General features: G+C 63.8%; 18 protein-coding genes and 2 pseudogenes. 9 read left to right on the forward strand and 11 right to left on the reverse strand.

Features of this window, described 5'->3' with window-relative positions:
• Complete coding sequence (locus ACQ4OD_RS01115) at positions 1 to 489, forward strand: DUF2878 domain-containing protein (protein ID WP_198754157.1); 489 nt, start codon at positions 1 to 3, stop codon at positions 487 to 489.
• Here the strand turns inward: ACQ4OD_RS01115 and ACQ4OD_RS01120 are convergent.
• The 5 genes and pseudogenes from ACQ4OD_RS01120 to ACQ4OD_RS01140 all read right to left on the reverse strand — a co-directional run.
• Positions 487 to 609 (reverse strand): annotated as a pseudogene (locus ACQ4OD_RS01120) (DUF2256 domain-containing protein); the annotation flags it as partial. The gene ACQ4OD_RS01115 and the pseudogene ACQ4OD_RS01120 overlap by 3 nt on opposite strands.
• Positions 606 to 2,132: a cryptochrome/photolyase family protein gene (locus ACQ4OD_RS01125; protein ID WP_430943789.1), complete on the reverse strand. Its 1,527-nt coding sequence runs from the start codon at positions 2,130 to 2,132 to the stop codon at positions 606 to 608. The gene ACQ4OD_RS01125 and the pseudogene ACQ4OD_RS01120, both read right to left, overlap by 4 nt.
• 8 nt (positions 2,133 to 2,140) lie before the next feature.
• On the reverse strand, positions 2,141 to 2,446 hold the full coding sequence (locus tag ACQ4OD_RS01130) for a DUF6482 family protein (RefSeq protein WP_430943739.1): 306 nt from the start codon (positions 2,444 to 2,446) through the stop codon (positions 2,141 to 2,143).
• Positions 2,443 to 2,979, reverse strand: coding sequence for a DUF3833 domain-containing protein (locus ACQ4OD_RS01135; RefSeq protein ID WP_430943740.1), 537 nt, complete (start codon positions 2,977 to 2,979; stop codon positions 2,443 to 2,445). Before ACQ4OD_RS01135 ends, ACQ4OD_RS01130 begins: the two co-directional genes overlap by 4 nt.
• Before the next feature lie 2 nt (positions 2,980 to 2,981).
• The gene (locus ACQ4OD_RS01140) at positions 2,982 to 3,521 is read right to left on the reverse strand and encodes a chalcone isomerase family protein (RefSeq protein ID WP_430943741.1); all 540 of its coding nucleotides are present in this window, start codon (positions 3,519 to 3,521) and stop codon (positions 2,982 to 2,984) included.
• A 112-nt stretch (positions 3,522 to 3,633) separates the two neighbouring features.
• Between ACQ4OD_RS01140 and ACQ4OD_RS01145 the strand changes: the two genes are divergently transcribed.
• A complete protein-coding gene (locus ACQ4OD_RS01145; RefSeq protein ID WP_430943742.1) occupies positions 3,634 to 4,404 on the forward strand; it encodes an SDR family NAD(P)-dependent oxidoreductase in 771 nt (256 codons plus the stop codon).
• 12 nt (positions 4,405 to 4,416) lie between these two features.
• On the opposite strand, the pseudogene ACQ4OD_RS01150 reads toward ACQ4OD_RS01145, so the two are convergent.
• Positions 4,417 to 4,679: pseudogene (locus ACQ4OD_RS01150) on the reverse strand (putative quinol monooxygenase).
• A gap of 137 nt (positions 4,680 to 4,816) precedes the next feature.
• Here ACQ4OD_RS01150 and ACQ4OD_RS01155 point away from each other — a divergent pair.
• Positions 4,817 to 5,254, forward strand: coding sequence for a GNAT family N-acetyltransferase (locus ACQ4OD_RS01155; RefSeq protein ID WP_111532833.1), 438 nt, complete (start codon positions 4,817 to 4,819; stop codon positions 5,252 to 5,254).
• A 34-nt stretch (positions 5,255 to 5,288) separates the two neighbouring features.
• Here the strand turns inward: ACQ4OD_RS01155 and ACQ4OD_RS01160 are convergent, their stop codons facing one another.
• A complete protein-coding gene (locus ACQ4OD_RS01160; RefSeq protein WP_430943743.1) occupies positions 5,289 to 6,143 on the reverse strand; it encodes a helix-turn-helix domain-containing protein in 855 nt (284 codons plus the stop codon).
• Between the two features lie 156 nt (positions 6,144 to 6,299).
• Between ACQ4OD_RS01160 and ACQ4OD_RS01165 the strand changes: the two genes are divergently transcribed.
• A complete protein-coding gene (locus ACQ4OD_RS01165; RefSeq protein ID WP_430943744.1) occupies positions 6,300 to 6,866 on the forward strand; it encodes a GNAT family N-acetyltransferase in 567 nt (188 codons plus the stop codon).
• On the opposite strand, the gene ACQ4OD_RS01170 is transcribed toward ACQ4OD_RS01165, so the two are convergent.
• The 4 genes from ACQ4OD_RS01170 to ACQ4OD_RS01185 form a co-directional block, all read right to left on the reverse strand.
• A complete protein-coding gene (locus ACQ4OD_RS01170) occupies positions 6,863 to 7,474 on the reverse strand; it encodes a dTMP kinase (RefSeq protein WP_198754150.1) in 612 nt (203 codons plus the stop codon). The genes ACQ4OD_RS01165 and ACQ4OD_RS01170 overlap by 4 nt on opposite strands.
• Positions 7,475 to 7,526: 52 nt before the next feature.
• The gene (locus tag ACQ4OD_RS01175; protein WP_430943745.1) at positions 7,527 to 7,949 is read right to left on the reverse strand and encodes a hypothetical protein; all 423 of its coding nucleotides are present in this window, start codon (positions 7,947 to 7,949) and stop codon (positions 7,527 to 7,529) included.
• Positions 7,950 to 8,126: 177 nt separating this feature from the next.
• On the reverse strand, positions 8,127 to 9,026 hold the full coding sequence (locus ACQ4OD_RS01180; RefSeq protein ID WP_198754148.1) for a proline iminopeptidase-family hydrolase: 900 nt from the start codon (positions 9,024 to 9,026) through the stop codon (positions 8,127 to 8,129).
• 99 nt (positions 9,027 to 9,125) lie between these two features.
• Entirely contained in the window at positions 9,126 to 9,887 is a 762-nt protein-coding gene (locus ACQ4OD_RS01185; protein ID WP_102681950.1) for a LuxR family transcriptional regulator, read from the reverse strand.
• 171 nt (positions 9,888 to 10,058) lie between these two features.
• On the opposite strand from ACQ4OD_RS01185, the gene ACQ4OD_RS01190 reads away from it, so the two are divergent.
• Genes ACQ4OD_RS01190 through ACQ4OD_RS01210 form a run of 5 tightly spaced genes read left to right on the forward strand, consistent with a single transcriptional unit; the run spans position 10,059 to position 14,705 of the window.
• A complete protein-coding gene (locus tag ACQ4OD_RS01190) occupies positions 10,059 to 10,949 on the forward strand; it encodes a proline iminopeptidase-family hydrolase (protein ID WP_023631947.1) in 891 nt (296 codons plus the stop codon).
• 3 nt (positions 10,950 to 10,952) lie between these two features.
• Entirely contained in the window at positions 10,953 to 11,900 is a 948-nt protein-coding gene (locus ACQ4OD_RS01195) for an ABC transporter permease (RefSeq protein WP_111532829.1), read from the forward strand.
• On the forward strand, positions 11,897 to 12,751 hold the full coding sequence (locus ACQ4OD_RS01200; protein ID WP_102681948.1) for an ABC transporter permease: 855 nt from the start codon (positions 11,897 to 11,899) through the stop codon (positions 12,749 to 12,751). Before ACQ4OD_RS01195 ends, ACQ4OD_RS01200 begins: the two co-directional genes overlap by 4 nt.
• Entirely contained in the window at positions 12,748 to 13,734 is a 987-nt protein-coding gene (locus ACQ4OD_RS01205) for an ABC transporter ATP-binding protein (RefSeq protein WP_430943746.1), read from the forward strand. Before ACQ4OD_RS01200 ends, ACQ4OD_RS01205 begins: the two co-directional genes overlap by 4 nt.
• Entirely contained in the window at positions 13,731 to 14,705 is a 975-nt protein-coding gene (locus ACQ4OD_RS01210) for an ABC transporter ATP-binding protein (RefSeq protein WP_258597905.1), read from the forward strand. Before ACQ4OD_RS01205 ends, ACQ4OD_RS01210 begins: the two co-directional genes overlap by 4 nt.
• The last annotated feature ends 20 nt before the right edge of the window (positions 14,706 to 14,725 follow it).

Raw genomic sequence — 14,725 nt, forward strand, 5'->3', positions numbered from 1 at the left:
ATGCCCCGCGCCTGGCTGATCGCCAATGCGCTATGGCTGCAGGTGGGCTGGTGGGCCTGCGTGCTGGGCGCCAAGGTTCCCTGGCTATTGCTCCTGGTGCCGCTGGGGCTGGCCGTGCACCTTAAACTGTGCCCGGCCCGCAGCACCGAAGTCGGCGCACTGTTACGCGTGACCTTGGCCGGTTGCATGCTGGACGGTCTGCTGGGGGCAATTGGGATTTTTCGTTTCGAGGCATGGCCACTGCCATTGTGGCTGGCGCTGCTGTGGCTGGTGCTGGCCAGCGGCTTGCGCCACAGCCTGGCCTGGGCGGGTTGGCCGTTTTGGCGCGGTGCGTCAGTCGGCGCGCTGGGTGGCCCGTTGGCGTACCTGAGCGGTGCCGGGCTGGCCGATGTCGCCTTGCCCCTGGGGCCCGTGGCCACGGGCTTGCTGCTGGTACCGGTCTGGGCCCTGGCCCTGCCCTTGCTGGTGCGCCTCGCCGCGCGGCGCTGAGCGGCGGCAGCGTTCGGAACAGTAGCGCACCTGCGCCCAGCACCGCGCCCAGCGCTTGCGCCAGGTGAAAGGCCGGCCGCATGCCGCGCATACCTTGCTTGGAAGATGCTGCTTCTTCATAAGTCCTGGCCGGCATCGAGCCGCGCCAGCAACGCCTGGCCGCGTTGCCACACGCCCTCGCGACGGGCAGGCGCCATGCCGTCCAGGCTGCGATACACCAAGGCCAGACGAGGATTGCCTGAAAGCTGGGCGCGGTGGCGAATGAGAAAATGCCAGTACAACGCATTGAATGGGCAAGCGTCTTCACCGACCGCCTTGTCCACCCTGAAGCTGCAGGCCTTGCAGTGATCGGACATCCGCTGAATGTAGCGACCACTGGCGCAATAGGGTTTGGAACCCAGGTAACCGCCATCGGCGTGCATCACCATCCCCAGGGTGTTGGGCAGTTCTACCCAGTCGAACGCGTCGATGTACACGGCCAGGTACCATTGGCAGATCGCGGCGGGCACGATACCGGCCAGCAGGGCGAAGTTGCCGGTGACCATCAGCCGCTGGATGTGATGCGCGTAACCGAGGCGCAAGGTCTGTCCGATGGCCTGCGCCATGCAGCGCATGCGCGTCTGCCCGGTCCAGTAAAAGTCCGGCAGGCCACGCGTGTTGCCCAGGCGGTTGAGCCCGGCGTATTCGGGCATGCGCAGCCAGTAGATACCGCGCACATACTCGCGCCAGCCAATCAACTGGCGAATGAAGCCCTCTGCGGCGTTGAGCGGCACCCGGCCCTGGCGCCAGGCGTCTTCCACCTCCTCGCACAGGCAGCGCACGTCCAGCAGCCCGATGTTCAGCGCCGCGCTGATGCGCGCATGGAACAGGTAGGGCTCGCCTTCAGCCATGGCGTCCTGATAGTCGCCAAACGCCGCCAGGCCGAAATCGAGAAAATGACGCCATAGCTGTTGAGCGTCGGCATGAGTCACGGGATAGTCGAAACCATCCAGTTCGCCGTAATGGTCGCTGAAACGCTGGCGAACCAAGGCCACCACGCCACGGGTAATGGCATCCTGTTCAAAATGCGCCGGAAACGGGCCTCGCAGACCGCGCGCCAACGGCTTGCGATTTTCGTCATCGAAATTCCATGCGCCCCCCGCCGGGCTGCCGTCGGGCTCCAGGAGCAGGCCGCAACGCTTGCGCATGCCGCGGTAGAAATGCTCCATGCGCAGCTGGGTGCGGCCCTGGGCCCAGCGTGCGAAAGCCTCTCGCGAGCACAGGAAACGGGTGTCGCGGTGCCACACCAACGGTAGCCCTGCCTCCCGTAACGTCTGTTCCAGGCGCCACTCACCGCACTCGGTCAGGTGGATCTCGCTGGCGCCCAGGGCCTGCTGCCAGCGACGCAGTTCGCCGGCAATGCTGGCACTGTTGCCGTCGGCGTCCAGTTCGACGTAGTGCACATGCCAGCCACGCGCCCTCAGCGCCTGGGCGAAATGACGCATGGCGCTGAAGATAAGCACGATCTTCTGCGGATGATGCGGCACGTAGCGTGCCTCGCCCTCCACTTCGGCCATCAGGATCGCATCGCGGGCAGGGTCCAGCGCGGCGAGACTCGCCAATTCGAACGACAGCTGGTCGCCCAGCACCAGGCCCAGGCGCATCGCCGGGGCTACCACTGCTCGTCCAGCGTCACCGGCACCCGCAGCGGCGCGACGGGGCCGTCGCCTTGCCCGCACATTTCATCGTGTACCACGTGCTGGACCAGCATGCACGGCACCGGCGGCAGCCCGGCCAGCACCTGGCGCAACTGCGTGATGGAGCGAAAGCGCAGGGCCTGCCCGTGATCGTCGCTCAGCGTGACCGGCCCTGCGTCGGCCATGGCCCGCAGGAGGTAGAAACCGCCTTCCAGCGACAGCAGCTCCAGCGCCCGGACCTTGCCGGCGCCGACCTGATCGAAAAGTGTATTGAGATTCATCGCGTGCCCTCCGGCGGGCGGCGGAAGAACAGGGTGACCTGGCCGATCTCCACGCCCAGCTTGCTCATGCGCGAGCGGTTGATCAGGGTGTCGTCGTCCATCAGGTACATCCAGTCGTCCAGGTCCACCTGCCAGTGCCGCCCGTCAACCGGCAGGTCCAGCTGGTAACGCCAGCGCAGCGCATTGCCAGCCGCCTCGCCGCGGGCCTCGCCGATCACGTCGCCAGCGGTGCCACGCCAGCGACCGGGGCCATCGGGCACCAGCGTCCAGGTACGCCGCTGTCGGGTACCGTCGCTGTAGAGAAACTGCTCGTCGAGGATCAACCGGTCGCCATCGCGGCGGCTGTCGATACGCACGTGAAAACGCTTCACCACCTCGCCGGAACGCTTCTGGAACATGCCCCAGGCCTGCACCGGACGCGAAAAGAAGGTCGCCAGGTCCAGCTTGGGTTGCTCGTCGGCATAGTGCTCGACGCCGACATTGCCACAGCTGCCCAGCAGCAGGCACCCGGCCAATAACAGGGCTTTGTACATGTTCATTGTCCTCGATCGTTGCCGGCCAGGCCGAGCAGGCGCTGGCGCAGTTGTGGATCCCGGGCGCGCGGATCCAGCCAGATGGCGAAGAACGCCCGGGCAAAGGCCACATCGGCCACTTCACGGCGCAGCCGGCCATCGACGTAGAAGCGGCAACCTGCTTGCGGGAGGTACACCCCCGTGATGCGCATACCGGGACGTACATCCACGAATGCCGCTTGCATTTCCCCGGTCCAGGCGTCGAGTTGTTGTGCCGTGACGCTGCCGGCGCCAAGGCGACGCATCTCCTCAATGCTGGCCTTGACCAAGGTGTCCCGGGACAACGACCGGTGGTAAGCAAGCTCCAGGGCGAACGGTCGGCCCCAGTCCAGCAGCGGGCCCTCTGCCCACAAGCGGGCGCTGTACAGGCGCAGGCCGAACCAGGTGAACTCGCCTTCACCCAGTCGTTGAGCCGCCGGCAGCGTGGCTCGCCAATCCGCGCCGATCGAGGCGAGCGAGGTCAACAGCAGACAGAAGCAGGCTAATCGTAGAGCGAAGGTCATGATAAACCTGTACAGAAAACAAATTCTGTACAAGATTATATTTTTGTACAGATAAATTCCAATGCTGTATAGAAATTAGGGCAGCTCGATCCATGCCAGGGGAGTACCTCGAATGAGCCTCATCACCAACCTCCACAGCCCCGCAAACGTGCTGGTCTGCGGCGCCAGCCAAGGCATCGGCCTTGCCCTGTGCGAACAACTGCTGGCACGCGAAGACGTGGGCCTGCTAATCGCCGTGTCGCGCCAGGCAAATTGCAGCACGCCGCTCGATGCTCTGGCCCTGACCCATGGCCGCAGGTTGATGCGCATCGACTGCGATGCTCGGAATGAACAGGCGTTGCAAGCACTGGCAGCGCAGGTCCGGGTCAGCTGTGCGCAACTGAACCTGGTCTTAAGTACCCTTGGCCTGCTCCACGCCCCCCCGGCACGCGCCGAGAAGTCGCTGGCGCAACTGGACATGGCAGGGTTGCAGGCCAGCTTCGTCACCAACTGCTTTGCCCCTGTCCTGCTGCTCAAGCACCTGCTGCCATTGCTGCGCCAGCAACCGGTCACCTTCGCCGCCCTGTCGGCCCGGGTCGGCTCGATCGGAGACAACCACCTCGGCGGGTGGTACAGCTATCGCGCGAGCAAGGCTGCGCTCAACCAGCTGTTGCGCACGGCCAGCATCGAACTCAAGCGGCTCAATCCCGCTTCAACAGTCCTTGCCCTGCACCCCGGGACTACCGATACCCCGCTATCGCGCCCCTTCCAGGGCAATGTGCCAATCGACAAACTGTTCTCGCCAGCGTTTGCCGCCAGTTGCATCCTCGAACTCGTCGGCCGGCATGGACCGTTACAGACCGGTACCTTCTGGGCCTGGGATGGCAGGCCAATTCCCTGGTGACTCGCAGGCTTTTCAGCGGTGGAGCGGGTCAAGGAAGATCAGTTGCAACGGATCCGCCAACAACGCGTCAGCCTGCTCGGCAAAACGAAGAAAGTGTTCGGTGGCCAGGTGGGTGTCCAGAGCCTGTCGAGGGTCGAACGCTTCACGCATGTAAAACGTCCTGGGCTAATCGTTGCGCTCGAACAACATGTAGTTTCGGTTGCCGCCCTCGGCCCGGGTCGGTTCGCCAGGCCTCTTTAAAGTGCCGGCGGCTGGCCTGGCTTGGCCTTGCGTATGGCAGCGGTATATCCGGACCGGACAATCTTTTACAAACAAGTTCTTGAGGGTAGCGGCCAGTTAACCTCCAATACTCTAATCGGGAAGTTAGCAGTACTTCAGTACCCTCGAAACCATTGAAATCCAGAGAGCCTTTGTGAAAATATCACTCGCCACAATAACAAAGCACAACTATGAAGCCGTTTGCGAATTGGAAGTCACAGACGAGCAAGAAGACTATGTGGCCAGCAATACCTGGTCACTGGTGGAGGCTGCGTACAACCCTGAATACTCCGTACGGGCCATTTACGCCAACGATGAGCCTGTTGGCTTTTTCATGTGGGTTCAGGCGTCACCCCATAAAATATCCATCTGGCGGTTTATGGTTGACAAGAAGCACCAACAAAAATCCATCGGCAGGATAGCACTAGGCCTGGCACTTCAAGAAATCAAGCGAGCCCCTGGCCTGGAAGAAATTGAAATCTGCTACAACCCTGGTAATCCCGTGGCGAAAAGATTTTATTCCAGCTTTGGCTTCGAAGAGGTCGGCATGGCCCCAGACGGCGAAGACATGCTGGCGCTCATCAGGCTTTAATCTACCGAGACGCCTTTGTTTATCGAAAAGCGGTTCACGCCTGCCCCGCTTCCTGCTGCCCTTGGAGGCGATAGCGAGAAAGCGAAACACCGGTTTGCCGCTTGAAGTAGCGGCACAGGTAGGAGGCATCGACAAAGTTCAGCTCGTCGGCGATCTGGCCGATCGCCAGATTGCTGTAGGAAAGCAGCGCCTTGATTTCCTGGGTCACCTGGCGATCTATCAGGCCTTTGGCGGTGTCGTTGAAAAACGCTTTGGTCAGCTGTGACAGGTAGAACGGCGTGATGCTCAGCGCGTCGGCATAGAACTTCACATCCCGGTGCCTGGTGCAGTGCTTGCCGATCAAGTCCCAAAATTGCCAACTGAGCATTTCCTTGCGGCTGAACGCCCTGCTGCCTTTGTATGTAGCTGGAAGCTGCTCGGCAATTTTCAGGAAAAGATTCTGCAGTTGGTTGCGCAGCATGACGTGCCGGTAAGTCGGGCAGCACTTCACGATATCCCGCATCTGCGCCAGCCATCCTTCTATCAACGGCCTGTCGTCACTGTCCGGGACGCAATGTGGATGTTCATGCAAGAAGATGAACAGGGGGTTGGGCAGTTGGTAGGCGACCTCCGCAGCGAAACCCTTTGGCATCAGGCAAAAAAATACCTTGAATCCGCGTGAGCGACGTTTGAGCAAGGCAATGGTGTCTTCGGCCAGCAGCAGCACATCACCGCGCCGGACCACATGTTCCTTGAAGTTGAGCGTGAAGCGGGCGCTCCCGGACAGGCAGACCAGCAGCGTCAGATAGGTGTGGCCGAAGGAGAGTGGCACTCCCAGCCCTTCGGTCAGGGTGGTATCACCCATGCGCGGTAGGTCGTCAGCAGTAAAAAGTTGCGGAATATGCTGCATAGCCTCTAGATGCCAGGACCTGAAACGGGATGAATCTTATCACCCATTGGCCTTCTAGTTTCGAAAAGTACCGAAATCACCGAGGTACTGATGTATACCGAACCTGTCTTCCTCCCTACCCTGTTCCCCACCTGATCAGCCAACTGAGGACATGAGATGAGCCTGGAAACAACCCGACTGCTGCTGCGCCCTTGGCGAGACACCGACGCTGCGGATCTGTACGAATTCGCCAAGGACCAGCGAGTCGGTCCCATCGCCGGTTGGCCCCGGCACACCAGTGTGGAAAACAGTGCCGAGATCATTCGCACGGTCTTCAATCACCCTGAGGTCTATGCTGTCGAGTTCAGGGAAAATCGCCGTGCGGTAGGATGCGTCGGTATCCTTATCGGTGGCGATAGCAACTTCGAAATCAGTGCGCAGGAAGGCGAAATCGCCTACTGGATCGGAGTACCGTACTGGGGCCAGGGCCTGATTCCCGAAGCTGTGCGGGAAGTGATGCGACACGCCTTCGAAACCCTGAAGCTCAAAGCGCTGTGGTGTGGTTACTTTGCCAACAACAGTCAGTCCTTTGTCGCGCAGTCGAAGTGTGGTTTCCGCCATCACCATACTGAAGAGAACAAGTACAACCCGTTCCTCCAGGACTACCGGACAGAACACATCAGCCGCATTACCTATGAGCAGTGGCTCGAGCATACGAAAGAAGGCACTTGTCGAGCAGGTTAATCAAACAGGCTACGGATCTCTGATACCAACGCCTGCGTTGCCTCTTCAAGCGTTCCTTCGTTGCGACATAAAACCCACCCTTGATCGGCAACCACTCGCTCGAACGCTTGGGTGCAAGCGACATGCTCCTCCAGCGCGTGCATCACAGTGCTGCTCAATCCTCGCGACCGCGCCGCTGCCCTCCTCCACGAGACTTCAGGGTCGGTGACAACGCCCACATGCAAGTCCGGCACCCGCACGTTGCGTTCGATGTTCAACCGCAGGATCTCGGCAAACGGCACCAGCCGGCGAAACGCCGCATCGGACGGGTACCAGCGATCGATCAGGATGATGCTGTCCGTCGGCTGCTTGGCCAGCACGTGCCGGGAAATCCAGGCACGGCTGTCCGCCAGGCGCTCACAAACCTTCATCTCCAGGTCCCGGCAGGGTTTCCTGACGAACTGGTTGACCAGGACCATGGTTTCGCCCCGGTAGGGATCGCTTTTCTTCTCGCTGATGCGGATCACCTTCCTGTTTTCCGCCCTCAGCGCTTGCGTGACGGCTTCCAGGAGCGTGGTCTTGCCGGTGCCCTTGGGGCCATCCAGGGAAATGAACAGCGAACGACTCATGCTTCACACAACGGTTGAATTCCTTCACGAACAGTCAATGAACCGGGCTCGGTCACATCAGGCAGTAGAACTCACTGACCTCTGCGACGATTTCCCGGGCGGCATTGTACAGCCTCGCCTCGGGTGTCAGGGCCATGGAGCGGGCTTCCAGGACATAGCGCTGACCAGCCTGGAAATGGGCGTATTCGAGGGTGAGGTAGCATTGGCGGACGGTGGTGCCACCCAGCATGCTCATGCCTCCCCCACCGTTCGTTTCATAGTCGAAGCGCACGATCAGTTCGTGGCTGCCGGGGCTGACCTGGAAGAAACGGCCTTCATCCAGGTGTTGCTTGTCCAGGCGTTCGGCCAGCAGGACGCGGTCATTGGGGAATGGCAGCGACAGGTCGACCCAGGCCATCTGCGGGTTGGCGGCTGGCAGTGGGGTTTGGCAGCCTGGGATGACGGTGATCAGTAACAGCAGTAGCAGCCGGCGCATGGTGAGGTTCCTTGGGGAACTGGGTTAAGGATAGCGCTGGGGCGTTGGGTTGTTAATCACCGCGTGGGAACGTGATGGTGCTCGTCACTTGGGAGGAGATAAAACTCAGGCCCGCCAGGTTGAACCCGGACAGGCCTGAGGAAGGGAAACTGTCGGCCGGCGGGCGGCCGTTGAAGGCTACAGACTCTCGTCGAGGAACTTGACCACCGTGCCCATGCACGCCACCCGTTCTTCCACATGCGGCATGTGGCTGGAGTTCTCGAACAACGCCCAGCGGATACCGGGGATCAGGTCCAGGTACGGCTTGACCACCAGCGGCGTCGCCTCGTCGTAGCGCCCGGAGATCAGCAGGCTCGGCACGTTGATCCGCGGCAGGCGGTCGACGATGGTCCAGTCCTTGGTGCTGCCGATGATGTGAAATTCGTTGGGCCCGGTCATCGCGTGGTACACGGTCGGATCGGCCTCCACCTGGGCAAAAGTGCGTGCCACCTCTTCCGGCCAGGGCTTGAGCCGGCACACGTGGCGGTCGTAGAACACCTGGGTAGCGGCGATGTAGTCGGCTGCGGTGTAGTCGCCCACGGCTTCGTGGCGCAACAGGGTTTCCTGGACGTCCTCGGGCAGTTCCTCGCGCAGGCGGTTGGCCTCGCGCACCCAGGTGCGCATGTCGGCCGGCGAGTTGGCGATCACCAGGCAGCGCAAGCCCCTGGGCTGACGCACCGCGTGTTCGCTGGCGAGCATGCCGCCCCAGGACTGGCCCAGCAGTGCGTAGCGCTCGCTGATGCCCAGGTGCTCGAGCAGGTTGTCGAGCTCATCCAGGAACAGCTTCACCGTCCAGAACGACGGCGGCATCTGCGGCAGGTGGGTCGAACGGCCGTTGCCCAGTTGGTCGTAGTGGATGACCGGGTAGCCACCAGCGGCGACATCTTTATAGGCATCGACATAGTCGTAGGTGCAGCCCGGGCCGCCGTGCAGGATGACCAGCGGGGTGCGGCCACAGGCCAGGTCGCCGGTGACGCGGTACCAGGTCTGGTAGTCGCCAAAGGGGGCAAAACCTTCACGCGATTGGGTGAGTTCCATTTCATCCGGCTCCATGTGAATCATGGAACACACGATAACCCTGCGCGCAACGCGGCATAACTAGAGAGTTCACTAGGTTTTCGGTTTTTTTTGCACCTTTCACGGGTCGAGCAGGCGGTAATGCACCGCCCGGGCGACCGCCTGGACGCGGTTCTTCGCCCCCAGCTTGTGCATGGCCGAGGTCAGGTGCAGGGAAATCGTCGCCAGCGAGCGGTTGAGCTTGTCGGCGATCTCCCCCGCCGTCAGGCCCTCGGCGGCCCAGCGCAGGCACTCGGCCTCGCGACGGGTCAGGCGGATGGCGCGGGTGGCGGATTCCTTGGCCAGCAAGGGATAGGCAGCTTCCTGCAGGGCATGGGCGATCAGGCTGAAATCGGCAAGGTGTTCCCGGGCGTCGTCCAGGTCGCGCTGGCTGGCCTGGGGGCGCAGGCCGGTCAGGGTCGCCAGGCCGCCGCGCGGCAGGTGGATGGGTACGGTTACCCCGCAGGTCAGTTGCGCATCGTGCAAGTAGCCAACCACCGGGGCATGGCGCCTGTCGATCAAGCGCTGCAGGACGGTCTCGCCCTTGGGCAGGTACGACCAGACGAAGGGGGCGATGGAGGACACGGCCACCTGCTGCACCGGGTCGATCTGGTAGAAGCCTTCGGAGCACCACAGGTCCTGCCAGTCCTTCGGGGTCTGGCGCAGCCTGACCACGGACGGGGTGATCAGCTCGCCTGTGTGGTCCAGCGGTACTGGGCTGTAGTCATACACCAGGGCGTCGAAGCCCAGTTGCGCCGCCAGGTCGGCGACGCTGTCCATCTGTTCGTCCAGGCTGCTGCCTGACGCCAGACGCGAATTGAGTTCAGCCACCTTGGCCTGCATACCTGACACTCCCTGTGTTCCTTGTGGATTTCCAACTTGAAGTCCGGCACGTAGAATGCCACGGCTTGGCGCGGGACTGCCATACAAAACCTATAGGAAACACTAGCTTGTAGGCGACGAATTCTCCTGCGCTAGTTATAGCCCCAAGCCATGGCCAACAGGAGAGTAGCGATGTGGCGTGAGATGCAACCTGACCAGCGGTTCGATGTAGAGGTCGATGGCCACAACGTCGTGGTGTACAGCTTTGGCGAAGGGGACGAGGTGCTGCTGTGCCTCAATGGCGGGCCGGGGCTGCCTTGCGACTACCTGCGCGACGCCCATGCCTGGCTCAAGGACAAGGGTATCCGCGTGGTCGCCTTCGACCAGCTGGGCACCGGCGCCTCCGACCGCCCGGATGACGACAGCCTGTGGAACATCACCCGCTACGTGGCCGAAGTCGAACGCGTGCGCCAGGCCCTGGACCTGGGGCGCGTGCACATGCTTGGGCATTCCTGGGGCGGCTGGCTGGCAATCGAGTACGCCATTCATCACCCGCAGTCGCTGAAAAGTCTGATTCTCGAAAACACCGTCGGCGACATTCCGCACCTGATCACCGAGCTTGAACGCCTGCGCGGCGCGCTGGGCAGCGAGACCGTGGCGATGATGCAGCGCCACGAGGCCCTGGGCACCCTCGACCATCCCCAGTACCAGGCGGCCATCACCCTGCTCAACTACCGCCATGTCTGCCGCCTCGAGCAGTGGCCCGCACCGATCCAGCGCTCGCTGGGCGACTGGAACATGGGCCCGTACAGCACCATGCAGGGCCCCAACGAGTTCCTTTATATCGGCAACCTCAAGGACTGGAATCGCCTAGAACAGATGGGCGAGTTCCGCATGCCGGTGCTGATCACCACCGGCCAGCACGACGAACTGACCCCCGCCTGCGCCATGCGCATGAACCTGGCCCTGCACGGCCGCGCCGAGCTGCACGTGTTCCCTAATAGCAGCCACATGCCGTTCTACGAAGAACCCCAGGCCTATTTCCCGGTGTTGCTGGACTTCCTGCAGCGCAACCGGGGTTGATCGATGAACCTGGCACGTTACCGGTTCGTCCTTGTTCGCCCGTTGCAGTTGCTGCCGGTGCTGCTGGGCATCAGCATCATCACCTTCGTGCTGGTGCGCTCGATCCCCGGCGACCCGGCGCGGGTGCTGCTCGGCGCGCGCAGCACGCCGGACGCGATCGCGAAGATTCGCGCCCAGTTCGGCCTCGATGAGCCGATCTGGGTGCAGTACCTGTACTTCCTGAAGAACCTGCTCAACGGCGACCTGGGCAAGTCATTGCTGTACAAGGTCGATGCCCTGCCCCTGATCGCCGGGCGCATCGAGCCCACCTTGTTGCTGGTGCTGGGCAGCGTGCTGCTGGCGTTGCTGATCGCCGTGCCGCTGGCCACCCTCGCCGCCCGCCACAAGGGCGGCTGGACCGACAACCTGATCCGTCTGTTCACCACCGCCGGGCTCGGCCTGCCGGCCTTCTGGCTGGGGCTGATGCTGATCCTGCTGTTCAGCGTGCACTGGGGGCTGTTCCCGGTGTCCGGCTATGGCCGCACCTGGCCAGACAAACTGCACCACCTGGTATTGCCGTGCCTGACCATCGCCCTGGCGCTCTCGGCGGTACTGGTGCGCAACCTGCGCGCGAGCATTCTCCTTGAGCTGCAGGCCGACCACGTCACTGCCGCACGCGCCCGCGGCCTGGGCGAAGGCGCGATTCTGCGCCGACACGTTCTGCCCAACGCCATGCTGCCCACCATCAACCTGCTGGCGGTCAACATCGGCTGGCTGATCAGCGGCACCGTGGTGATCGAGAGCCTGTTCTCGCTGCCCGGCGTCGGCCAGCTGCTGGTGCGCGGCATCTTCACCCGCGACTATATGGTGGTCCAGGGTGTGGCCATGGTACTGGCCTGCGCCACGGTGGCGGTGAACTTCATCGCCGACGTGGTGACCACCGCCCTCGACCCGCGAGTGAACATCCAATGAGCCAGAGCCCCGCACTGGCGCTGCGCTGGCGCCTGGCCTGGCACTTGGGCAATGGCCGCCTGACGCTGTACTGCGGCCTGGCGATCGTCCTCGGCTGGTGCCTGCTGGCCCTGTGCGCACCGTGGATAGCACCCTTCGACCCGCTGGCACAGGATGCCGACCTGCGGCTGGCCGCGCCCAGCCTGGCCCACCCCTTCGGCACCGACAACTTTGGTCGCGACATCCTTTCGCGAGTGATCTGGGGCGCGCGCATCGACCTGCAGATGGCGCTGATCGGGGTGATCTTCCCGTTCCTGCTCGGCACCTGCATCGGCGCGGTTTCCGGCTATGTTGGCGGTTTGCTGGACAACGTCTGCATGCGCCTGGTCGATATCGTCCTGGCCTTCCCGTTCCTGGTGCTGATGCTGGCGATCATGGCCATCCTCGGCCCGGGTCTGGGCAGCTTCTACATCGCCATGGCCCTGGTCGGCTGGGTGTCCTATGCGCGGTTGATCCGCTCGCAGATCCTGGTGCTCAAGCAAGGCGATTTCGCCCTGGCAGCCAGGAGCCTGGGGTTCAGCCACCGACGTGTGCTGTTCGGCCACCTGCTGCCCAACGCTCTGTTCGGTTCGGTGGTGTTCTGCATGTCGGACGCGGTGCTGGTGCTGCTCAATGGCGCGGCCGTCAGCTACCTGGGCCTTGGCGTGCAGCCGCCCACCCCTGAGTGGGGCACCATGGTGGCCGAGGGACAGAGTTTCATCACCAGCGCCTGGTGGATCTGCACCTTCCCGGGCCTGGCGGTGGTGACCCTGGCCATGGGCTTCAGCCTGCTGGCCGACGGCGTCGCCGAGCTTCTGGGAGACCGCACATGAGCACTGCCCTGCTTCAGGTTCGCGAACTGAGCGTCATCGCCCGCGCCGGCCAACGCGATATCACCCTGGTCGATCGCCTGTCCTTCGACCTCGGCGAGGGCGAGATCCTCGGCCTGGTGGGCGAAAGCGGTTCGGGCAAGACCCTGGCCTGTCGTGCCCTGATGCGCCTGCTGCCGTCACCGAACCTGCGCCTCGAAGGCCAGGCCGTGCGCCTGGCCAGCAACGACCTGCTGCGCCTGGACGAAGCCGGCATGCGCCGTATGCGCGGCCGCGAGCTGGGCATGATCTTCCAGAACCCCACCAGCCACCTCGACCCACTCATGCGCATCGGCGCGCAGATCGCCGAAGGCATCCGCCTGCACCAGGGCGCCTCGCGTCGCGAGGCACGGGCCGAGGCCATCGAGGTGCTGCGCCAGGTCGGCATCCCCGACCCGAAAACCCGGGTCGACAGCTATCCCCACGAGTTCTCCGGCGGCATGCGGCAACGGGCGATGATCGCCGTGGCCCTGGGCTGCAACCCCAAGGTGCTGATCGCCGACGAACCGACCACGGCGCTGGATGTGACCGTGCAGGCGCAGATCCTGCGGCTGCTGCTGGAGCTGCGCGACCGCCGCGGCCTGTCGATGATCCTGATCAGCCATGACCTGGGTGTGGTGGCGCAGACCTGCGACAGCATCGCCGTGATGTATGCCGGGCGCCTGTGTGAACATGGCGCCAAGCAGGCCCTGCTCAGCCAGCCGCGCCATCCCTACAGCGCCGGGCTGCTGGCCTGCCACCCCGCGGCGCGGCGGCACACGGGGCTGATGAACACCATTGCCGGGCAACCGCCGCTGCTCGACGCCCTGCCCGCAGGGTGCCGATTCGAGCCGCGCTGCCCCCAGGCTACGCCTGACTGCCGGGCACAATTGCCGGAACTGCGCGTGATCGGCCCCGGGCATCGTCTGGCCTGCCATACCCCGCTGCTGGCCGGAGGCCTGTCATGACCACGCTGTTGCAGGTCAACGACCTGCATGTGCAGTTCCCCGCCCCGGGCGGCGGCCTGTTGAACCTGCGTCCACGCAAGGTCAACGCCGTCAACGGCGCTTCACTGAGCCTCGCCGCCGGCGAGGCCCTGGGCCTGGTGGGCGAGTCGGGCTGCGGCAAGAGCACCCTGGCCCGGGCCATCCTGCAGCTGACCCCGGCCAGCAGCGGCCAGGTGCTGTTCGACGGCAGCGACATGCACCAGGGCAACCGCGTGGATATCGAGCGCCTGCGCCGCGAGACCGCGATGATCTTCCAGGACCCGTACAGCGCGCTCAATCCACGCCAGCGCATCGGCCAGATCCTCGCCGAGGTGCTGCAGGTGCAGCGCAAGGTGCCCGCCGCGCAGATCCCCGCCCGGGTCGCCGAACTGCTCGGCCTGGTCGGCCTGCGCGCGGAGCTCGCCGAGCGCAAGCCCGGTTCGCTCAGTGGCGGCCAGTGCCAGCGGGTCGGTATCGCCCGGGCGCTGGCCGTCGAGCCCCGGCTAATCGTCGCCGACGAGTGCGTTGCCGCCCTCGATGTGTCGATCCAGGGGCAGATCATCAACCTGCTGCTGGAACTGCGCCAGCGCATGGGCCTGGCCCTGCTGTTCATCACCCACGACCTGGGTGTGGTACGCCACCTGTGCGACCGGGTGGCGGTGATGTACCTGGGGCGGATCGTCGAGGAAGGCCCGGTGGCCGAGGTCTTCGACGACCCGCGCCATCCCTACACCACCGCGCTGGTACAGTCCATCGCCGACATCGACCCGGCCCGGCGCCTGCCGCAGCACCCGCTGGCCGGCGAGCCGCCGAGCCCGCTGCAGCCGCCGTCCGGCTGCGCCTTTCACCCACGTTGCCGACACGCGCTGCCCCAGTGCGGCGCAGACATTCCCCCCAGCCACGCAGAGGGCAACCGGCACCATGCCTGCGTCCACCCGCGACTGCCGTGTTGACCCACCCCACATGACCATCA

The organism is Pseudomonas sp. WC1, from assembly GCF_050586565.1.
Taxonomy (GTDB): Bacteria; Pseudomonadota; Gammaproteobacteria; order Pseudomonadales; family Pseudomonadaceae; genus Aquipseudomonas.